Raw genomic sequence first — 22102 nt, 5'->3', positions numbered from 1 at the left:
TTATATCTAGTTGTAACGCACCTTACTTGAGTTATAGATTATCCAAATCGACCTTCTACATATTCTTGAGTTTGCTGCTTGGCAGGATTGTTAAAAATAGTCTTAGTTTGATTAAACTCGACCATTTCACCTAAATACATGAAAGCTGTATAGTCAGAAACCCGTGCGGCTTGCTGCATATTGTGAGTAACAATTAGAATTGTTACTTGTTCTTTCAACTCGGCAATTAAAGCTTCAATGCTGGAAGTTGCGATCGGGTCTAGGGCAGAAGTTGGTTCGTCAAATAAAATTATCTCAGGTTCCGTTGCGAGAGCTCTAGCAATGCACAACCGCTGCTGTTGGCCTCCCGAAAGATTAAACGCCAAATCATTTAATCTGTCTTTTACTTCATTCCACAAAGCCGCGCCCCGCAGAGCTTTTTCGACTTTTTCATCCATGACGCTGCGCTTCGTTTGACCCCGCACCCGCAACCCGTAGACTACATTTTCATAGACTGACTTCGGGAAAGGATTTGGCTTTTGAAATACCATGCTAATCCGCATCCGAACTTCGATGGGATCTACCTTGCGGCTGAGGATATTAATCTCATCGGAGTCCAGCAAGATTTCCCCTTCGTAACGATTGCCGGGATAGAGGTCGTGCATCCTATTAAAACACCGCAGCAGCGTAGTTTTGCCACAGCCAGACGGGCCAATTAGCGCGGTCACTTTTTTATCATCAACAACTAGGTTGATATTTTTCAGTGCCTGAGTTGAACCGTAGAAAAAATTCAGGTTTCTGACTTCAGCTTTTGCCTTAACGGTAGTTGAAGACGAAGAGTTGGTTGTGATTTTTTTTACCATTTGATGTTTTTGCGGAAAATATAGCGGAGATAAATTGCCAAGCCATTCATTGCCAAAGTCATCGCCAGTATTATCAGGCCTGCTGCGGCAGCGTTGTTTTGAAATTCCGGTTGCGGGCGGGATACCCAGTTGAACATTTGCATGGGCATGACTGTGAAGGGTGACATCAGCCATTTAAACGAAACATAAGGAAATTCGGATTGCAGGGGAGAGTCGGGCAAAAAGGCAATAAATGTGAGAGCCCCAATTGTAATTAGAGGTGCTGTTTCTCCGATCGCCCTTGACAACCCCACAATTACTCCTGTCATAATACTGCCAGCGGAGTATGGCAAAACGTGATCCGAAATCGTTTGCCACTTGGTAGCGCCTGTGGCGTAGGAAGCTTCCCTGATCTCATTAGGAATAGCCCTCAGTGCCTCGCGAGTAGTAACAATTACTACTGGTAAAATCAGCAGTGCTAAAGTCAAACCAGCAGTGAGAATGCTCTGACCCAAGTTTAATTGATATACAAAGAAACCTAAAGCTAAAAGTCCATAAACAATTGAAGGAACGCCTGCTAAATTAGTGACATTAATTTCGATAAAATCAGCAACCCAATTTTTCCGGGCGTACTCTTCCAAGTAAATACCCGACGCAATACCCAAGGGAACCGCGGCTAAAGCTGTTACTAACATTACTAAAGCCGAGCCTACCCAAGCAGACAGTACGCCTGCATCTTCCGCGCGACGGGATGGGAACGATGTCAAGAATTGCCAGGAAAGACGCGGTAAACCATCGATCGCCAAATCAATGATTAATGCTAACAGGACAACCACGCCTACTAGCATCAACAATAAGCCGATCGCAGCGAAAATGCTGTCCCACAGCTTAGCTTTTGCAATTATTTTTCGGATTTCCTGTATATTTTTTACGGCCATATTTTGGGAGTTAGTAATTGGCAATTGATGATTAGTAATTGGTGAGGAGTTTTGATTCTTGTGTTTAGTCAACTCAAGCCTTAAAACTTTCTTTTTATACCAATTTAATGGGTAGTTTCACATAGCTAGATCCCCCTAAATCCCCCTTAATAAGGGGAGTAGGGGTTGACTTTGAGAAGAATCCCCCCTTATTAAGGGCGGAGAGAAGAATCTTGTCCCCCCCTTACTAAGGGGGGTTAGGGGGGATCTGATTGTATGGAAACTCACCAAAAATGGGTATTACCCTTACTTAGTATTAGTAGATTTCCCTGTAACGCTTGCTCAGAAAATGCCCAATTATGTTAAATATCAAAGTCATCAACACTAGGGTAAGCCCCGCCACAAAAATTGTTTGATACTCTAAGCTGGCGTGCGGCAAGTCGCCGAGACTAACTTGCACGATATAAGAAGCAATTGTAGCACCGGGTTCCATTGGATTCCAGGTATAACTCGGCTGCAAACCAGAGGCGATCGCGGGGACCATTGTAAGGCCCACAGCGCGAGAAATTGCCAAAATGTAAGAAGCAGAAATTCCCGAAAGTGCAGCGGGAAAAACTACCGACGTTGCTGTTTGAAATCGTGTTGCTCCCATTGCATAAGCGCCTTCCTTGAGATATACTGGCACAGCTCGCATTGCATCTTCGCCGATCGAACTAATGAAGGGTACAATCATAATACCCACCACCAATCCAGCGCTCAACATATTGAATCCCGGTAAATCCGGCAGCACTATTTGCAACATCGGGGTTACAAATAAGAAGGCAAAGTAACCGTAGATTACTGTGGGAACTCCCGCCAGCAATTCCAACGCTGGCTTCATCACCTCGCGCACCCGACTGTCAGCAAATTCGCTCAGGTAAATCGCAATGATTGTACCCATAGGAATTGCCACCATCATTGAAACTCCCGCAATTACCAAAGTACCCGAAACTAGGGGCAAAATCCCGTAGCGAGGCTCGGAAAATAGGGGAGTCCATTCTGTACTCGTGAGAAATTCCACCAAAGAAACTTGTTGGAAGAAACCCAAGGACTCCGAAACTAGGATGTAAAGAATAGCGAAAGTAGTTACTACTGAGGAAAAGGCTGCGAGGAACAGCAAAAAAGCGATCGCACCTTCGCGCAAATCCCTCACTAGCTTTGGGGAAAACGCGGCTTGTTTGGATAATTTCAGTGATTTTTGAGCCATTAGTTATCAAGAGTTATTGGTTATTAGTCATTAGCGATCGGTCATTAGTAGTGACTCTCGGATTGGCACCCCGAAATATTGATATAATTTTTGTAAGTAAATGCAGCGCCACGATCGGGATTTACGCCAGTAACTAATGACTGCTGACTAAATAAATACCGATAAACTTGCTATCTGGCTTCGCGCTTCAACATTTCCTCAATCGTCAAACCTACAGCTTCTTCGCCACCGAAAATAGTACCTACACGACGCTTGGTAAAATGACCCATAGCAGTTGTATAAGCCTGTGGAGGTAGAGCTACGTACTTGACATCGCGCGCTAGTTTAGCACCGTTCTTGATATAGTATTCGACAAACTGCTTCACTTCCGGTTTATCTGCCGACTTGGCATTAACGTAGATGAACAGAGGACGGGATAGCGGTTGATAAGAGCCATTTTGCACTGTCTGTGCAGAAGGCAATACAGGTCCTCTACCACCATTAATTGCCACTGATTTGAGCTTGCCCTTATTTGCTTCGTAATAAGCGTAGCCAAAGTAACCTATGGCATTTTTGTCGCGAGAAACACCGTTGACTAACACGTTGTCGTCTTCGCTGGCAGTGTAGTCGCCCCGGCTAGATTTAGATTTACCGACGATCGCTTCAGTAAAATAGTCAAAAGTTCCAGAAGCCGTACCAGCACCAAAAAGCTTCAGGGGTGCGTTGGGAAATCCTGCCCGAATTTGGTTCCAGTTATTGATTTTACCCTGAGCTCCGGGTTCCCACATTTTCTTGAGTTCGGCAACTGTCAAGTTTTGCGCCCAGGTATTTTGGTTGTTAACCACCACTGTCAGAGCGTCATAAGCCACGGGGAGTTCTATATATCTAATCCCAGCTTGAGCGCAGGCCTGTATCTCCGCTTTCAAAATCGGTCGGGAAGCGTTGGAAATGTCAGTTTCACCGCGGCAGAATTTTTTGAAGCCCCCACCCGTACCGGAGACGCCCACGGTAACTTGTATGCCTCTGTTGGTTTTTTGGAACTCTTCGGCGACAGCTTCGGTAATCGGGTAGACTGTGCTGGAACCGTCGATTTTAATTATTCTTTGTCCTTGAGCCTGAATCGCTGGGACTGACATACCGATCGCCGCAGCTACAAATGCCGATGCACCGGCTATTGTCCAGCCGTTAAGCTTAAATTTCATCAAATTGAGCGCCATATAATTTGATCCTGTGCGTTAAGTATGATGAGCAGCGAATCCTATAGGAGGATAACAGTCGATCTTTAAATTTTGAATTAATTTAGATTATGAACAGTTTAAATTTTTCCCACCAACTGAGATAATGGACTGTTGAACCAATCTTTTGATGACTATAAAATTGATCGGGAAAAAGCTTAAACTAGAAAGGGCAGCGACAATTGTTTTTTTAAAGAGGCATCTCCAGAAAAGCCAGTTTTGAACAGGCATCCTGCCTGTTCCACAAGAATTATTGGAGATGTCTAATGTGCTATTTGCGATCGTCTTGAAAACTTTGTAAGGTTTTTTGCAAAAATGTCTTCACCACTTCTGAAGCGAGAGTTAGGTGTTTTCGGCGCAACTCTCATGGGCCTGGGCTCAATCCTCGGTACCGGAGTATTTGTGAGTATCGGCATTGCGGCGGAAGTTGCTGGGCAGGGAGTGATTTTGGCTGTAGGTATTGCAGCTTTTGTTGCTGTGTGCAATGGCCTTAACAGCGCTCAATTAGCGGCAAATCATCCTGTTAGCGGCGGTACTTATGAATATGGCTACAAATATCTCAATCCTTGGCTGGGTTTCACTGCCGGCTGGATGTTTTTGTTGGCGAAAACGGCTTCTGCGGCTACTGCTGCTTTGGGTTTTGCGGGGTATTTTTTAAATGCAGTTGGTGTAGCCGATCGCACTTACCTGATCCTAACAGCTTTAGTCGCCCTCGCCGCCATCACTTTAATTGTATTGACGGGAATTAGGCGATCGAATATTGCCAATACTGCCATAGTCTCAGTTACACTTCTATCCTTAGCAGTGTTTGTTGCTGTCGGTTTGCCAGAGGTAAGGTGGGAAATGGCCACCGTACAGAATGATAGCTCGATCGGCTCCATCTTCCAGGCCACCGCCCTGATGTTTGTCGCTTATAGCGGTTACGCCCGCATCACCACAATGAGCGAGGAAGTGCGGGAACCGAGGGAAACCATTCCCAAAGCCATAATTTTCACTTTGGTGCTGACAATGCTGCTTTACGTCGGGGTAGCAGTAGTTGTCGCGGGCGCGGGGGGAGCCGATAAATTGTCTTTACAACCAGGCGGCACGACTGCACCCTTGGAAGTCATCGCCCGCAGTTTCCGAATTCCGGGAGTTTCTCAACTGCTAGCCGTCGGCGCAATTACCGCTATGTTGGGAGTCTTGCTGAACTTAATTTTAGGGCTGTCGCGCATCTGGCTGGCGATGGGGCGGCGCTTGGATATGCCCAGAGTCTTGGCGCGGCTGAATCCAGAGGGGACAACTCCCTACGTGGCTGTGGTGGTTGTGGAAGTTACGATCGCACTTTTAATCCTCGTCGGCGATGTCAAAACCACTTGGTCATTCAGTGCTTTTAGCATTTTGATATATTACGCTATCACCAACCTCGCCGCCCTGCAACTTTCCCCCGCCGAAAGACTTTATCCGCAGTGGTTGGCTTGGGTGGGTTTGGGGAATTGTCTGTTTCTGGCTTTTTGGGTGGAGAGGCAAATTTGGCTGACAGGATTGGCATTAATTGTCGCCGGTTTAATTTGGCGGGCGATCGTCCGACTCCCGGCGAAAAACTAGAATTGTGATAAATTGAAACAGCATCCCGCATTGTAGAGGGCCATGCCCGATCGAACCTCCGAGCTTGCGACTCAAGAATCTCTCGCATTCAGCGCCATCAGTCGCTATATAGCTCAAACCCTAATTACCATTCAGGAAAAGCATCCCGAATGGATAACTGAAAAATACAGGAAAACCCCCTGGGCCAAACCTGATTTTCAGTCAGTTTTGATTGGAAAATTGACAAAAAGTTTCACAGTAGCCAGCGATACAGATTCCCTGGTGCTGAGTGCGAAAAAATACCTACAAATTCTGCTGATTCCAGAATTCGTTAATTCACCTCAATTCAGTAAATTATGTGCCAAAATTCAGCAGCTAGCCCAATCTCAAACAGCACCAGCTAAATCACAAAACTCAGTTTCGTCAGAACCTCCAACTTCAACAGCCAATCAACCAGCCCCGCTTCCTAGCGGCATTGCTATCTTGCTGCTAGATGTCGAAAACTTGCAACTCACCATCGAAACCGAAAAATTCCTAGAGGGAATTTGCCACTATCCCATCCAAATCAAAGTTGCCTTTGCCAACTGGCGCAGCATGGGCAAAAAAGATGCCGAATTTCACCAGCGTGGCTATCAACTAATTCACGTCCCCCCCGGCAAAGACAGCGCCGACTTAAAAATGGCTACAGTCGGGGCATCGATTTTCGTACATTATCCCACAGCCAAGGAGATTTTTGTCTGTTCGTCCGATCGCGCCCTCACTCACCTCAGCAACACACTGCAAGCCCACGGACTAACCGTATTTCAAGTCCGCAAACAAATAGATAAAATCCTAGTTTTAAACAGCAAAACCGGACAATTGGAAACCCATTCCCTAGTAACCACACCGGAAATAACCCCCCTAGAACAATTAGTTATTCAGCTCAAAGAATTAATCAAAAAAGAGCAAAAGCGTACCTCAACTCAGTGGATAAAACTTTCTACAGTTTCAGCTTTATTTAAGGAAAATTACGGCTTAGTCCTCAATCAAGTTGTTGCCCATCATTTGCTTGGTACTAAAACCAGGGATATATTTGTCAAATATCCCACCGATTTTGTCCTCCACAAACCCTCAGAAACTTCTCAAACTTATGTCACTCTTTTTGAAGTAAGATTATCGCCCCCACCGCCAATACTTAACCAAGAAAATCTGAATAACCACCAGCCAGCACCTGCAACTTTGACCGATATTAATTCTCTCGAAGACTTAGAAAGAGCTCTTGTCAAAATCGTTGGCGACTTAACCGACAACTCTCCTGAAAATTCTGTATTTCTCTCCAATGTTGGTAGTGAATTTCACCGACAATACGGCAAACAAATTACCCAAATAATTAAAGATTTTAATTTGGGTAAGAAATTCACTAAATTTTTGCAATCCTGCGCTTCTCTCCAGCTAAAAAAAGCCGAAAAAGGCTGGCAAGTTTCTCTCAATTAATTAAAAATTAAAATATATAGCCATCCTAAATAATTTGTGAATTTCTTACTCCCTCCCCTTGATAAGGGGAGGGTTGGGGTGGGGTCAAAAATTTACGACTCCTGCAAGGATTGCTATATCAACATCCCCATTACTAGCAACTTGAGTTATCATACAATCTGGACGTAAAGAAATGTAAAGGGATATGCAGGACAAAGTTGTGGTTGTGGTGGGTGCGACTGGCGGCATCGGTTCAGCAGTGGCCCGCAAACTCGCTGATGCGGGTGCGAGGCTAGTGCTCGCCGCCAGAGACAGCAGTAAATTAGACACTTTAGCTAGCGAACTTTCGGCAACAGAGGTACTGTGCGTGCCCACAGATATCACCGATTTGCCACAAGTCGAGACGTTGATGCAGACAACTCTGGAACATTTTGGACAAATTGATGCCCTCATAAACGCCGCCGGTGCCGGAATTCTCAAGCAGTGGAACAAGTTAGAACCCGCTGATTTAGATGCAATGCTTGACTTAAACTTAAAAGGCAGTTTTTACACGTCTCAAGCAGCGGCGAATGTGATGAAAGAGCGCAAATCCGGTCACATTTGCAATGTCATCGGGATTTTGGGCAAGCATTCGATGGCGATGGGAACGGCTTATTGCGCTTCAAAGTTTGGGGTAGTTGGTTTCAGCAAGTGCATGGCAGATGAGCTGCGGCGCTACGGCATTAAGTTTACGCTATTCTATTTTGGCGGGGTGGATTCTCCCTTTTGGGATAATGTCAGTTTGAAGGTAGACAGGTCAAAAATGCTGAGTACCGAAACTGCTGCAAATGCGATTATGTTTGCTCTTTCGGCTGACCCGCAAGCTGTGCCGATGGAGATTAATATTCAGCCGGAAAGTCATTTGTTCTTTTAGCTATTGAGGAGTCAATCGATTTTCGATTTTCGATTTTCGATTTTCGATTTTCGATTTGAGAGGCGACCCCACGGATCAATGCTCTTTCTTGAGGATTTTCGATTTTCGATTTGGGATTGATTCCACGGATAAATCACGTGGCGGGTATCACCTTTGAAATTCGCTTGTCATTTGAAGGCAGAAGACAGCTTCGATTTTCGATTTTCGATTTGAGAGGCGACCCCACGGATCAATGCTCTTTCTTGAGGATTTTCGATTTTTGATTTGGGATTGATTTGCGCGAGATAAATCACGTGGCGGGTACCACATGAAGAAATTCGCTTGTCATTTGAAGGCAGAAGACAGCGGCGCCTCAAGCCCCGAAAAATTATCATATCTTTAGGTTTGAGAACTTGCACAGCACCTAATTATGTAGAGTGCTCTTCTGCCGCGCACCTTACCCATATAAGTAGCACGTCAAACCATTTTTTGCCTTAGTCCTATTGGCGAAGGTCTAGCGGTCAAACCTAAGTTATCGCAGACAACGGGTTTGTTTTAAGTGCCGACTTATTTCTGCCTTCAGAGGGAGCTAGGATATTCAATCTTTAGGTTATTATTAAGTGGGCGCGCAATAAAAAGTATGAAACATCTCCATTACTCAGTCCCTACCTGGCAGTTTGACCTTGAAAATCAGCAGATTTTCCATTTTTCAGTTTCCATTTTCAATTATTGATTATGGAGTTCGATCGCATTCAATTTTACGTTGAAAACGCTCAAGTATCCTGCGACTGGTTTGTCGGCCAGTTAGGCTTTCAATCCATAGCAGGTTATGCTAACAGCCACACTCACACTGAAGTTGTCAGCAGTGGCAATGTATGTTTTGTTTTATCTTCGCCCCTGACACCCGCTAGTCCCGCTGCTAGTTGGTTGAAGTTTCATCCTCCAGGGATTGCCGATGTGGGTTTTCGGGTAAAAAATATCGAATTAGCGGTAGCTAGAGCTGGTGCCAAAGGCGCTAAAATCCTGGAACCGATTCAAGAAGACCTAAACGCAGGAGGCTATTTTAAGCGGGCAAAAATCGCAGGCTGGGGCGATTTAAGCCATACGCTGGTGGAGCGAATTGGCAGCCATTCACTGCTATCGGCTTCGGATAAGCTGCCGTTGTTTACCCGGATTGACCACGTAGTGTTAAATGTTGAATCTGGGGATTTATCAAGTGCTGTTAGTTGGTATCAAAAAATATTAGGTTTTCAACCGCAGCAAAATTTTGACATTCAGACTGAGAAATCGGCTTTGCGGAGTCAAGTTATGGTGCACGCTGAAGGTGGGGTGCAATTCCCGATTAATGAACCGGCATCAGCTAATTCTCAAATTCAAGAGTTTTTGAGCGCCAATCGGGGGCCGGGTATTCAGCACATGGCTTTGCAAACTAATAATATTGTGGGGGTTGTTGCCGATTTGCGATCGTGCGGTTTGCCTTTTCTGCCGGTTCCTCCAACATACTACTCGGAATTGCAGCAGCGGCAAAACTATTTGCCCGCAGATTGGCCAGCAATTGCAGCTTGTCAAGTTTTGGCAGATTGGCAAGAAGATACTCCCGCAGCAATGCTGCTGCAAATATTTACCCAGCCAATTTTTGCAGAACCGACTTTCTTTTTCGAGATTATTGAGCGCCGAGTTAGTTTAGTTAACGGGAAACAGGTACAAGCTGGAGGTTTTGGGGCGGGGAATTTTCGAGCTTTGTTTGAGGCAATTGAACGCGAACAAATGAAGAGAGGAAGTTTGATAGATGATTGATAAAAATTCCACTTTTTCGGTCATACAGGCGTGTTAATCAGCACTGCGATATCTTTCCAACCGTAGGCAATTTCTTTGAGGGCAACTCCTGCTCTAGTTGTTTGCTTTTCGTCTACTTTTTCACCTCCTAATAATTCATAAAACCTATAGGCTGAATTGTCTCCTAGTACCCAAACTAGCATCGAGTTCAAACTTAATTCTGCCAATTTTGTGGCAACTGTTCTCACGAGTTGCCGTCCGATTCCTTGACGCTGATATTCCTCCAAAATATAGATGGCAAATAATTCTCCTTTATATACATATTTGCCAGTGCGCTCGCCACCACCCGCAGCAAAACCCACAATTTCTCCCGATTCATTCTCAGCAACGCAGACAAAAACGCCAGTATTTTTGACGTTTGCCAGGATTTCTTGCCAATTGCTTTCTCGCTTTTCATAGGATAAGTGGGCGAGGTAATCTGCTGGTACAATTTCCCGGTAAGCTGTGCGCCAAGTATCTAGATTCACCCGTGCGATTGCAGGTGCGTCAGCGATGTTAGCTTCTCTCACAATCATCAGAACATACTCCTTTCGGGCCCTGAAATTCTATTTTCAAGTCTAGGGCAACTATACGATCGCGCCCTTCTAGTTTAGCTCGATACAGCGCTCGATCGGCTTGTCCAATCAACTCCTCGATCGATGAACCAGCAGCAGGTACAGTAGTAGCGATTCCCATACTGAGAGTTATAAACTCACTTACCTTGGAAGCAGCATGAACAATTGCCGCTGCTTTCAAATCCCTGCGAATTGCTTCAGCTACCTGCTTTGCTCCTTGCACATCAGTTCGCGACAAAATTACCGCAAATTCTTCGCCACCGTAGCGGGCGGCTAAATCTCCAGCCCGCTGAGCGTTGCTAGCTAAAATGTCGGCTACTTGTTTTAAACATTCGTCGCCTCCTTGATGCCCGTAACGATCGTTGTAAAGTTTGAAAAAATCGATATCGCACAAAATTAAAGATAGCGAATCTTTTTCTCGCTTCATCAACTGCCATTCTAACTCCAATTTTTTATCAAAACAGCGACGGTTGGGAATTTGAGTCAATCCATCCACCGAAGCGAGCCGCTGCAATTCCATGTTAGCTGCTTGTAATTCTAATTTTGCTTGTTCTAAAGCTACATTTTGCCGAGCTAATTCTTCACTTTGGCGTTTTTCTTGTTCGTACAAAAATCGGATTGAAGCTTCAGCTTCTTGCAATTCTTGCTCTGCATATTTGCGCTTGACAAATTCTCCTAATTGAGAACTTACTACAGCTATGATCTGAAGTAAATCTTGATCCGGTGGCAGTTCTTCCCGGCAAAAAAAAGTCATTACTCCTACAACTTGGCTCCTAGCGTGAATGGGGAAACCGAATCCCGATCGCAATCCCGCTTCCTCTGCCAAGCGCGATCGCACGAAAGTGGGATCGCCCACAAGATCAGTAATCCACTGCGTAGAACCGCTTCTGGAAACCGCTCCGGGCAAACCCTCACCCGCAGCCAAAGTAATCTGCCGATCGTTTTCGGCAAACTCCCTAACTTCCTCCGCTGCCTGCCAAACTGCCACCCGCCGCCAACAAGGAGTTTCCTCGATCGGACAGCAAAGCGGCAGGCACCAAAGCGGATCTGTTTCAGATTTTATTTCCTCACCCAATCTAGTTTCTTTCTCCGCCTCTGTCGGCGTCCAAAGTTCGCCAAAATCCCACCCAAAACTTTGGCAAATAGCTTGCAAAATTTTCGGAGTTGCGCTATCTAGAGAACTCGATTCTGACAGGATATGAGTCACAGCATACTGTGCTTCTTGACACTTTTTTATGCGTTGTTGCTTGGTAATGTCTTTGCCGATATAAACAAAATCTTGTATAAGCCCGCTATCTCCATCCTTGCTTCCTGGGCTTGTCTCGAAAGTAGAGCATGAAAATGCAACAATCAGCTTTAAACCTATTTTCGTTTGGCAAGCTACTTTTACTTGAGGCCAATATTGGCTTTTAAGTGCAGGAGGTAGCTGGCTGACTTTGCGTAACAATTCCTCCTCTGCCGTAATCAGGGATATGGATTGGCCGATTAATTCCGATTCGGTATATCCAAATAATTTCTGTGCAGCTTGATTCACTTTTTTGATTTTTCCCGATGTTCCGGTTACGAACAAAACATCGCCTAGGGAATTAATAATTTTGTCAATATAATCGCCAGTCGCAGCTAAGTAATCGACTTTCATACTGTTTTCGTTGGCAGCCTGAACCATGCTTTGCTGAGCTGCAATGCTATCTGTCACATCTTCGCATAAAATAATCAATCTGTCAGCATTGGCTTGTGCCTTATAACCAAATATGTACAAATTTAGATACAAATAAGATCCGTCTTTGAGAACTCTGTTAATTGATTTTAACTGAAAGTCTTGCTCTCGTTCTTCAATAATGCCTTCTAGGATTCCTTCAATTCCGATCAGTTCAGGAAAACTATCGCGCACGTCTTTTCCTTCGGCTGCTTCCTCATGAATGTAGGCAAAATCTTGCACTTTTAAAGATATTTCTTTAATCTTAAGTTCCCGATCGACTGCGAGGTATTCCATCCTGCGTAAGGATAACAGCTTATAAAGAAGAATATTCATACTTCTGAGGCTGCTCTCTACACTTAATGTTGGAAGTATTTCGTTATTGTAGAGCATCACTCTCCAAGGTTAGCCGGTAAAGTTAGTTGTTGTTTGGCTGCGATTTCTCAGGGAAATTTTTATACTGGCAGATGTCATCACCTGTTACCGCTGGCTAATTTATCCAAACAGTACACTTTAGATTCTCCAAGCAGTTTTTTGCCTATTTTTAAAATGAGGCAAAATATTAATTTTATCCACTTTTTTTTCAGAAAGTGTCGTCAAAATCAGCCTCAATTGAGGTAGAAATTTATGAACAATATGTAGCGGTTTACACTATTTATCCGGCACACTTTAATTTTAAATTACCCGATGTGGCTGACAACCGCTCAAGTTGATGAACAGCACAGTTTAATTCAAATGTTTGCTTTAATTAGCACCATTCCTATAGACTTTACCTCCCCTAGGTATTTGTGTCAATTTTTGTAAAGAAAGTGTTACCTTTAAATGATATAGTATCGAAGGATTTGTATACAAAGCTTAAAAATACTCTGCTAAATGCTGAGACTTATTACCGACTTTGACGGCCCGATTATGGACGTGTCCGATCGCTACTACCGAGTTTACCAGAAGTGTCTCGCCGAGACTCAACGTGAGGGTCAAGCAGTGCGCGAACTCCCCAAGGCAGAGTTTTGGGACATGAAGCGCGCGCGGGTTCCCGAAACCGAAATCGCCATCCTCTCAGGATTAGACGCTGCCCAAGCCCCCGATTTTGCCCAGAAACGCCGTCAAACCGTCCACACCCTACCCTACATGATTTACGATCGACCAGCTCCCGGCGCTGTCGAAACTCTCGAAAAGGTGCAGCGCGCTCGAGTAGACTTAGCCGTGATGACCATGCGCCGCGTTAGGGAACTAGATGAAGCCTTCAACCGCTGCAATTTAGGGCAATTTTTCCCCGAAAACCGCCGCTATTGCCTCCCCAACGATTACGTTAAAACCGGGGATGTCAAAGATAAGCCCCTGTTGATGGCAAGAGCTCTCGCCGAACTCCCGCCGGCTTCTGACACTTGGATGGTTGGCGATACGGAGGCAGATATTGTAGCAGCCAAAACGCACGGTGTCAAGGTAATTGGTGTTTTGTGCGGAATTCGCGATCGCACCCAACTAGAAATGCACCAACCGGATTTAATTGCTAACAATTTGAGCGAAGCAGTTGAGATTATCTTAGGTGGCAAAAATTAGTCATTAGTCATTAGTCATTAGTCATTAGTCATTAGTCATTAGTTATTAATTGTTAGCTGATGTTATTTTTCAGAGGTCTTGATTTCACAGTTATTAGTTGTTGGTTGCTGACTAATAACTGCTGACTAATGACTGCTGACTAATGACTGCTGACTATCGCAGAAAACTGCTGACCAGCCACAGAATTAAAAACGTAAACACAGCGATAAATTTCTCTGTTGTTATAAATGCCGGACTGACCAAAGAACCCAAAAAGCCTCCCAGCAACAAGCCTATAACCAAGCCAGCCACAGTCAGCAGCACGGCGCGACCAAATTTTTGTTCCTTGCGATTAATAAAATAAAGACAAGAGCCGACCCCAAGAGCCAGAGTCAACTGTAGTAAACCATCATTAGCCGCCGGATAAATACTCAGTCCGCCTAACCCCACATACACCCCAGCCGGCCACAAAATGTCCGATCGACTAGGAGTATCGATTAACCGCTGCAACCAAGCTGGGCTGCCACTCGGAGGAGACGGAGTAAAGCTTGGGGGTGGGGGAGTCAGCCGTTCGGGAAAGCGGATGCGTTCGGGCACTTTAATTTTCCCTTCCTGTCGCTGCCGCAGGCGATCCATGAGGATCGCATCGTAAGCAGCTTCGATCAATTCCAAACGTTTCTTGTCACCGCTGTACTGCTCGCCTAGGCGCGTGCGGGCCTCTTGCACTTCATCAAAGGAAGCATCTTCATCGACTTCAAGAAGTTGATAGGGAGTTGGCTCACTCATTGTAATAACCCGCTGAAGACTCTCGTTATAGAGTAATCTTAACAAGAGAGGAAAGCGGGGCGGGAGCTCTGCCGCTTTCCCAAAAGTTTTGCTGCTAGTTTTTAGTGCTTTAAAACAGGAACCAGCAAACCTTACGAAGGTTGAAACTAGAAGGCATTTGGCATTCGTAAATAAAAAATAATGAATCCAAAGATTGTTATTTTTATCTTGGCCGTCTAAAATTTTACCTTCTGCCAAATGCCCTCAGAAGGGACTTGTCCTGCAGGCGCTCACAATTCCCGACCACTGGACTTTTTTAAGTCGATCGCGGCGATAGGAAAAAAAGCGAGCCGAGTCAGAATAAGTACAGAAAGGAGCGATCGCCACTTGAGAAAGATCGATTCCCAACTGCTGCAATTGCAGAGCATTGCAGAGGCGAACATCCAAGCGTACTTTTCCCGGTTCTGGATCGGCTAAGACAGGCGTTTGCGGCAGTTGATGCAAAAACTCGCAGATGCCGTCTGCTGTCGCACTAACGGCACTCTTAGGAGCAATGGTGGCTCCCAGTTCCGCTGCTACTTCCACAGATACCTGGTAAACCTCTCCAGCGATCGCCGGCCCCATAGCAATCTTCAGATTTTCTAGTTGACTGCCTTGTGCCACAAGTTGAGCGATCGCCTCTGGTAATATCTTAGCAGCAGTCCCGCGCCAACCCGCGTGAACTGCCGCAACCAGTCCCGTGCGATCGTCAGCAATCAGCACCGGCACACAGTCAGCCGAGCAAACCCACAGCGCCTCCAATTCTTGATGGGCAACCAAGCCATCAGCCTCAGCATAGCTTGGGGCAGCGGTTTCCGGGCCCGGAGCCACAACGGGTGACAACTCACTCGTTTTGAGTACCGCATTGCCGTGTACCTGTTGGAGTCGGTAAACCTTAGCTCCAGGTTCGAGAACTTCCGTCAGATCGATCGGGCCCTGGGGCGAGAAATCGCGAGTAAAAAAGCCGTGAGACCAGCGAGAAAGCAAGCTGCAAGTCAGATAGGGCAAGCCTTCAAAACTCTGCCAGTCCCAACTGATACCGTCAGGTCCTCCGGCGCACTCAGAGCCAGGAAAATTTGTCAAGCGATCGCCAGCTAAAGTCATGAAATCTATCCTTACTCAAGCGAATCATCAAAAAAATGGGCGGAGCGAAGCGGAGGGCCCAAACCCCGTCCTTTTAGGAAGGCTTTACATGAATTTTTGTTAAGCTCTACCATTTCACACAAGACGTGCTATTATGTGAAATAGCGTACTTAAGGTCAGCATGACACAAAAAGCCTTCAGCTATCGATTCTACCCAACGCCGGAACAAGAAAGTTTGTTGCGACGTACTTTGGGTTGTGTTCGTTTGGTCTACAACCGTGCTTTAGCCACAAGAACGGAAGCTTGGTACGCAGAACACAAACGGGTAGGCTATGCTGAGACTTCTTCAATGTTAACCGAATGGAAGAAAACCGAAGAACTAGATTTTCTGAACCAAGTTAGCTGTGTGCCATTACAGCAATGCTTGAGACATTTACAAACGGCTTATACCAACTTTTTTGATGGGCGGGCACAATATCCTAACTTCAAAAAGAAACGCAACGGTGGTAGTGCAGAATTTACCAAGTCAGCATTTAAGTTCAAAGATGGACAAGTCTACCTAGCAAAAAGCACAGAAGCGTTACCCATTCGCTGGAGCCGGACACTACCTGATGGTTGCCGACCATCAACAATTACAGTAAAGCTTGCACCATCAGGTAGGTGGTCAGTTTCTCTGCTGGTAGAGGTTGAAATTGAAGCATTACCTAGAACAGATAATCAAGTCGGTATCGACCTGGGAGTTACAAGCTTGCTCACTCTAAGCACTGGCGAAAAGATTGCCAATCCCAAAGGATTCAAGGCAAAATATCGCAAACTTAGAAGATCGCAAAAATCTTTAAGTCGCAAACAAAAAGGGTCAAAAAACCGTCACAAAGCACGGCTTAAAGTAGCGAAAGTGCATCAAGAAATTACTGATGCAAGGAAAGATAATCTTCACAAGTTAACGACGCGGTTGGTGCGTGAAAACCAAACCATCGCCGTAGAAAACTTAGCTGTGAAGAATATGGTTAAAAACCCCAAACTTGCCGCTTCTATAAGTGATGCAAGTTGGGGGGAAGTAGTCAGACAACTTGACTACAAGTGCGATTGGTACGATCGTACTTTAATTAAGATTGACCGATGGTTTCCGAGTTCAAAACGGTGTGGTAATTGCGGACACATCGTTAACAAGATGCCGTTGAATATCCGGGAATGGGATTGTCCTAATTGCGGGACGCGCCATGACCGAGATATTAATGCGGCAAAAAATATTTTGGCGGCAGGGCTTGCCGTGTCAGTCTGTGGAGCGACTGTAAGACCAGAACAGAGTAAATCTGTTAAGGCTGGTGCGAAACCCCGTAAGGGACAGAAGCAGAAACCTGAATCGTGAGGTTTGGGAATCCCCGTGCGTTTACGCCTGGGTGGATGTCAACAGTGTGGCCGTCACAGACTTCTAGGCAAGTGCCATCGGTTCAAAAAAACCGGATATCGATCGCGACTGAATGCGTAAAGCATTTGAGCTTGTTCGATGTGCAGAAAAAATTGCCTCAAGCCCGGTAAAATCAGTTAGGCCTGTATATAAAGACAAGGATTGCCATACATTCGATCCTGACTTCGAGATCCTTGTGCCCCCTGTTGAGTTGGGAAAAAAAATCGTGAAACCAGTTCCAGACAAGCAAATAACAGCCCATTTGAAAACCAAACAGCAAAAAAAGAACCCTACAGGCGCCCGGACTCGATCGCGCCTTTTGTCCGATCGCTCACTGCTGGTGGGACTGGGTTGTCTTGCCAGTCTGGGACTGCTCAGCAAAGGCTTAGTTTGGGCCCAAGCCGAAACTCCGCCCGCAGAACAAGCCGTCCCCGGCGCAGCAGACCTCCAGCCATTATTTGAAGCTCCTCTCCCGCCCCCGGAACCCGCATACAGCCAAGTGGAACCAGAACCATACCCTGAACCGCAGGCAGAAGTTCCACCGTCCGAGCCTTTCGATCCCGAACCTGCCTGGGAGCCGGAGTACGCCAGCGAACCACCTCCTACCCAATATTATCTGCCAGAGCCCGCCCTGATTCCCCTGCCAGAAGCGACGGCCCAGGAGCCACCTTTTGAAGCGCCAGTTAACCCAGCCCACGCTGAAATCGACCAAACAGACTACAGCATTGGCGCTACCAGCGAGTACGAAGAATACCAAGAGTACGAAGCGCCAACGAGAATAGAGTTTGCAGAGCGATCGACCGGCTGCGAAGGAGAAGGCGGTTTGTGCGCGCCTCCTCCTGTTTCCGAGCCGGTGACGGCAGATGCCGGAGAACCCAACTACAGAGAGGAACCTCCGATCGCAGACGACGGCTATATTGCAGCCCCTCCTCCTCGAAATCTGCCAGAAAGCCTTCCGAGCGATGTTCGGGGAACTGTTGCCGGAAATAGTAGCGGAAATCCTGTCAGTAAACTCGGTCAAGCCGTTCAACAAATAGGCAGCCAGGTTTGGAGGGATTCAAACCCACCGGCATCTGGTTACGCACCCCCGCGCTACTCGCCGAACGCAGGATACTCCGCAGACGCAGGATACTCCGCAGACACCGGCTACTCGGCAAACACTGGATACTCGGCTAACATCGGCTACTCCGCAGACACTGGATACTCCGCAGACACTGGGTATTATGCCGGATCTGCATCTTACGGCGGCGGCGCTCCAGCGCCCAGCATGGGACTTGGGCCGGTTCAAGTCGGTGCCGTTAGTGTCAGCAGTGGCAGCAATACCGGTTTTGCTTACTACAATCTCACGCCGCGTCCCCCAGGCGTCCCCGGCAATGGCAACACCAGCTTGCTGTTCCCGCTATCTATTGCTTCGGCAATTACTTCGCCCTTTGGGTGGCGGACTCATCCAGTTCTGGGCTACGGCAGGTTTCACACCGGAACAGACTTGGGGGCCCCGATGGGAACGCCCGTACTGGCGGCCTATGCGGGTCAAGTGGCGATCGCCGATTGGTTGGGTGGCTACGGTTTGACGGTGGTTCTCAACCACAACAAAAAGTCTCAGGAAACTCTCTACGCCCACCTTTCGGAACTGTTTGTGAAACCGGGAGAGTTCGTGAAACAGGGAGAGACGATCGGCCGCGTCGGCAGTACGGGAATGTCTACAGGGCCTCACCTTCACTTCGAGGTTCGGCAAATGACCGATCGGGGTTGGGTGGCGATCGACCCGGGATCTCAGCTAGAATTCGCTCTGGCAAAAATGATCGGCAGTTTGGAAACCGCCAAAGTACCGCAAATCCCGAAAATGGTGGAAATACAAACCGCTAACTCACTCAAGGATTGGGAAAACGATCTGCCCCAGTTGCCACCTCTGCCACTGGGAATGGACATCGAAGTTCACAACCTCCAGCCGCCATTCCCGGAACTGTTAAAAGCTGACATTTCTAAGCCCAAAGATACCGAAGCCGTCAAACCCAAAACTCAGAAGCAAGCTAACAGGTAAAAATTGGGGATTGGCTAGATTAATTTTCTTGTGGAACGGTCGAAAAGCCAAACCCCTACTCCCCACAAGAAAATTAATGTTTTGTGCAACCAGCACGCTAACTCGTTGTTTTTCCTCGTTACCCGAAAGAGTCGGGTAACGAGGAAAAACTCATAAAAAATGGTAACTTGCAGCTTATGCTAATAGCGCAGCATTTGTGGGAATTAATTTTATTTCTGATTATTGTAGTCGGGCCGATTCCCTTAAGCTTGTCTCTTGCCTTTGAGAATCAGAAAGAAAACAATAACTATTCATTTCCCCATTTTCTCCTCGTACTCCTGACGGGATGGAGTATTGCCCAAGTTTGTATCGGCTTGATTTTAGGAAGTGCCGATCGACTAAATATTGCTGCGGTGATTATAGCAGAAATTCTGATTTGTGCGATCGGCTTCATCCTGATTTATACCAAAAATCACAAAACTTTTACCTTCTCCGAGTGGCAGATTCCCCAACTCAATCAACCTCGGACTCTCTCAGAATCACTAATTATTGTTGCCACCGCTTTGGCTGGATTTGTGCTGTTGGAAACTATCGCAACCAAACCCATAACCAATTATGATTCATTGTGGTTTCACCTGCCTGCGATCGCCCGATGGTATCAAACCCATTCATTTACATTATTAGATGCCACCGGAAATTGGATTTTTGAACAAGAGCAAGCACGAGTATATCCCTACAATTGGCACGTTTTATCTGCTTTGTGTGTGCTTCCCTTCGGAGAAGATTTTCTAGCAGCTTTCCCCCTGGTAATTGCGTGGGTACTTGAGGGAATTGCCGTCTATCTATTAAGCATAAAATTTGGAGCAACCCGAATTCACGGTATGGCAGCAGCATCTTTAGTATTGACAGTACCGATGATGCTCAACCAAGTTAACACCATTCAGCCCGATTTACCGCTAGCTGCAATATTTACAGTCGGCTTGTATCTAGGTTTATCCTATCATAGCAGCCGATCGCAATCCGAACTCTCGCTATTTTTGGCAAACGCAGGAATGCTAGCCGGAATAAAAATCACGGGAATAATCTATGCCGCCTCACTTTTAGGAGGATTAGCAATATTAGAAATTAAAAGATTCGCGGTTAATAAAAAATCTACACCAGCTCATTTTAGAATTCGCCACTTTCTCAAACCAGTGTTACTTGGCGGCCTAGCTTGTTGCTTGCTTTTAGGATGTTTTTGGTATGCGAGAAACTTGCTGCAAATCAATTATCCTGTCGGCGAAGTCGGCGATATTAAAATTCCCTTAGATCCTGTTTCCTTCCCGTCTCCCATAACTGCACCCATACCTCCGGTACAGAAGCAGCCCGCTTCGCCACTTCTAAAGATTTGGCAAAGCACTTTAGCAGCTCAATTTAATCCCAGCAATATTTCCCACTGGAAAACTGTCGGCGTACAAATTATCATTAGATTGCAACTGCCCTTTCTGGCGATCGCGCTTCAGGTATTGGCAGCGCCTCTGGCTTTTATCCAGGGTAAAACCAGAATAATTAATCAAAATAATATTATTTTAATTATACTTCTCGCCAGCACAGGAATTCTGTATCTAATTACACCTTACACGTCCGGTACTGCCGGAGAGTCGATCGGTCAACTCAGCCCTTTACTCGGTTTTAACCTCAGATACGGATTTCCCTTTTTAAGCGTACTCGCCGTCGCAGCAGCAGCTACAGCAACTCTCTTGAAAACTGCAAATCTAGTTGTTCTGGTAGTGGTTTTCTTTAGTGGTTTGTTCGGAATTACTAGCAACACAATTTTTGATTTTATTAAAAATTCTTCTTTCACCGGAGATAGTATTGTTTGGGGGAGTTTGTTGATTGATAATTTGAAGTCTAACCCAAGAGAAGCTCTTAATACTATATGGAAAATATTAGGCCCCAGTTGGCCATATATATTACCATATCCGATATTTTATTTTGTGTCAGTGACGCTGGCTGCGATATGGTTGAAAATCAATCCTGGCTTAGGATGGCTGAATCATCTATTTTCTACCCGAAAAAAATCGATTTACATAGTGATAATTGGTGTCTGTATAGGATTGATAGTAATTGGTCATTGGAGGGAAAAGCGAGATTTTGCACGCACCGAACTGTATCGCGGAATTTACGAATATATTGATAAAAATACAGTACCTGATGAAAGAATAGGCTTCTTTTTAAGTTCGCGCAGTTACCTGTTTTACGGGAGAAATTTGGACAGACAAGTTTTATATGTGCCGTTTAGAGCCGATCGACTTTCGGCATGGATTGACAATCTACGGCGAAATAAAATTAGGACTGTAGGATTCGGGCCCCTGACTGGGACAGACGCAGCTACCAGAAAAGCTCTATCTTGGCTGACAAGTGCCGAAGGCCCGCTGGAACCAGTTTTCGGAAAAAATTTTAATACTGAGTCGGTGTTGTATCGTTTGAAAAATTAAAATATAGCAGTTATAATTCAATACGGTTTAGTGGCTACAGGGCTGCAGAATCGGGAAAATCGATTTGTGGAAACACCACACTGCTTAATCGGAGGTATAACGGTAAACGCGCTGCCGAATAACCTCTATTCGACTGGCAGCCAGCAACTGAGCGATTACCTTTACAGCTACTATAATGCTATTAGCGATCGCGCGGAATTTTTCAGTTCTCAAAATGCTGGATTTGAAGGCACTAATATTCAGAAAATGCAGGTGCAAAAATATGTATCTCGCCGTAAATAACCGAGCCAAAAATACCTTATAGGGAGTACATTTGGCGTTGGTTGAGATGGAGGGCAGCGGGTAAATTATCTGGAACAATCTTCTGAACCTGTGCAAGAATTAATGAAGTTAGCTCGTAATAAAATTAGCTTTTATCAACAGCGTATACAGGGAGAAACCCTGAGTCGTTCTAGTTCCTAGACATCTTTGTCACCCTCCCAGAATAAATTGCTAAGGATTGCGAATTAAATAACTTACAATTTTAATTGTTATTGTGGGATGGGCGTCCCGCCCGTCATGAGTGGACGGGCGGGAC

Annotated in this window: 17 protein-coding genes; 9 read left to right on the top strand and 8 right to left on the bottom strand. The window is 45.8% G+C overall.

What is annotated here, in order from left to right; genetic code table 11:
• Positions 1-38: 38 nt before the first annotated feature.
• From pstB to QUA88_RS23555, 4 genes are all read right to left on the bottom strand, one after another.
• A complete protein-coding gene (gene pstB / locus QUA88_RS23570) occupies positions 39-842 on the bottom strand; it encodes a phosphate ABC transporter ATP-binding protein PstB (protein ID WP_333055219.1) in 804 nt (267 codons plus the stop codon).
• Complete coding sequence (gene pstA, locus QUA88_RS23565; RefSeq protein ID WP_333055220.1) at positions 836-1831, bottom strand: phosphate ABC transporter permease PstA; 996 nt, start codon at positions 1829-1831, stop codon at positions 836-838. The genes pstB and pstA overlap by 7 nt, the downstream gene beginning before the upstream one ends.
• Before the next feature lie 223 nt (positions 1832-2054).
• Positions 2055-2984, bottom strand: coding sequence for a phosphate ABC transporter permease subunit PstC (pstC, locus tag QUA88_RS23560; protein ID WP_333055221.1), 930 nt, complete (start codon positions 2982-2984; stop codon positions 2055-2057).
• Between the two features lie 170 nt (positions 2985-3154).
• Positions 3155-4180, bottom strand: a complete 1026-nt coding sequence (locus tag QUA88_RS23555; protein ID WP_333244745.1) for a PstS family phosphate ABC transporter substrate-binding protein — start codon at positions 4178-4180, stop codon at positions 3155-3157.
• A 333-nt stretch (positions 4181-4513) separates the two neighbouring features.
• Here QUA88_RS23555 and QUA88_RS23550 point away from each other — a divergent pair, with 333 nt between their 5' ends.
• The 4 genes from QUA88_RS23550 (at position 4514) to hppD (ending at position 9905) form a co-directional block, all read left to right on the top strand.
• Positions 4514-5785: an APC family permease gene (locus tag QUA88_RS23550; RefSeq protein WP_333233303.1), complete on the top strand. Its 1272-nt coding sequence runs from the start codon at positions 4514-4516 to the stop codon at positions 5783-5785.
• Positions 5786-5827: 42 nt separating this feature from the next.
• The gene (locus tag QUA88_RS23545) at positions 5828-7237 is read left to right on the top strand and encodes an NYN domain-containing protein (protein WP_333055226.1); all 1410 of its coding nucleotides are present in this window, start codon (positions 5828-5830) and stop codon (positions 7235-7237) included.
• 184 nt (positions 7238-7421) lie between these two features.
• Positions 7422-8129: an SDR family oxidoreductase gene (locus tag QUA88_RS23540; protein WP_333055228.1), complete on the top strand. Its 708-nt coding sequence runs from the start codon at positions 7422-7424 to the stop codon at positions 8127-8129.
• Positions 8130-8843: 714 nt separating this feature from the next.
• A complete protein-coding gene (gene hppD, locus QUA88_RS23535) occupies positions 8844-9905 on the top strand; it encodes a 4-hydroxyphenylpyruvate dioxygenase (RefSeq protein WP_333212120.1) in 1062 nt (353 codons plus the stop codon).
• A 20-nt stretch (positions 9906-9925) separates the two neighbouring features.
• Here the strand turns inward: hppD and QUA88_RS23530 are convergent, their stop codons facing one another.
• Entirely contained in the window at positions 9926-10459 is a 534-nt protein-coding gene (locus QUA88_RS23530; RefSeq protein WP_333212118.1) for a GNAT family N-acetyltransferase, read from the bottom strand.
• Complete coding sequence (locus tag QUA88_RS23525; protein WP_333233305.1) at positions 10440-12530, bottom strand: diguanylate cyclase domain-containing protein; 2091 nt, start codon at positions 12528-12530, stop codon at positions 10440-10442. The genes QUA88_RS23530 and QUA88_RS23525 overlap by 20 nt, the downstream gene beginning before the upstream one ends.
• Positions 12531-13067: 537 nt before the next feature.
• Here QUA88_RS23525 and QUA88_RS23520 point away from each other — a divergent pair.
• On the top strand, positions 13068-13754 hold the full coding sequence (locus QUA88_RS23520) for an HAD family hydrolase (RefSeq protein ID WP_333057969.1): 687 nt from the start codon (positions 13068-13070) through the stop codon (positions 13752-13754).
• Between the two features lie 153 nt (positions 13755-13907).
• Here the strand turns inward: QUA88_RS23520 and QUA88_RS23515 are convergent, their stop codons facing one another.
• On the bottom strand, positions 13908-14519 hold the full coding sequence (locus QUA88_RS23515) for a CPP1-like family protein (protein ID WP_333057970.1): 612 nt from the start codon (positions 14517-14519) through the stop codon (positions 13908-13910).
• 243 nt (positions 14520-14762) lie between these two features.
• Positions 14763-15641 carry a peptidoglycan editing factor PgeF gene (gene pgeF, locus QUA88_RS23510; RefSeq protein WP_333212114.1) on the bottom strand — a complete coding sequence of 293 codons (879 nt, stop codon included), beginning with the start codon at positions 15639-15641 and terminating at the stop codon, positions 14763-14765.
• A gap of 160 nt (positions 15642-15801) precedes the next feature.
• Here pgeF and QUA88_RS23505 point away from each other — a divergent pair, with 160 nt between their 5' ends.
• The 4 genes from QUA88_RS23505 to QUA88_RS23490 all read left to right on the top strand — a co-directional run bounded on the left by QUA88_RS23505 (position 15802) and on the right by QUA88_RS23490 (position 21807).
• Positions 15802-16989, top strand: a complete 1188-nt coding sequence (locus QUA88_RS23505) for an RNA-guided endonuclease TnpB family protein (protein ID WP_333057972.1) — start codon at positions 15802-15804, stop codon at positions 16987-16989.
• Between the two features lie 265 nt (positions 16990-17254).
• Positions 17255-19069 carry a peptidoglycan DD-metalloendopeptidase family protein gene (locus QUA88_RS23500; protein ID WP_333212111.1) on the top strand — a complete coding sequence of 605 codons (1815 nt, stop codon included), beginning with the start codon at positions 17255-17257 and terminating at the stop codon, positions 19067-19069.
• Between the two features lie 176 nt (positions 19070-19245).
• Positions 19246-21525 carry a hypothetical protein gene (locus QUA88_RS23495; RefSeq protein ID WP_333057974.1) on the top strand — a complete coding sequence of 760 codons (2280 nt, stop codon included), beginning with the start codon at positions 19246-19248 and terminating at the stop codon, positions 21523-21525.
• A 66-nt stretch (positions 21526-21591) separates the two neighbouring features.
• Positions 21592-21807 carry a hypothetical protein gene (locus QUA88_RS23490; RefSeq protein WP_333057975.1) on the top strand — a complete coding sequence of 72 codons (216 nt, stop codon included), beginning with the start codon at positions 21592-21594 and terminating at the stop codon, positions 21805-21807.
• Positions 21808-22102 lie beyond the last annotated feature (295 nt).

Origin of the sequence: Microcoleus sp. D3_18_C2 (genome assembly GCF_036702395.1) — a bacterium.
Lineage (GTDB): Bacteria > Cyanobacteriota > Cyanobacteriia > Cyanobacteriales > Microcoleaceae > Microcoleus.
This window is presented reverse-complemented; position numbering and strand designations above follow the sequence as displayed.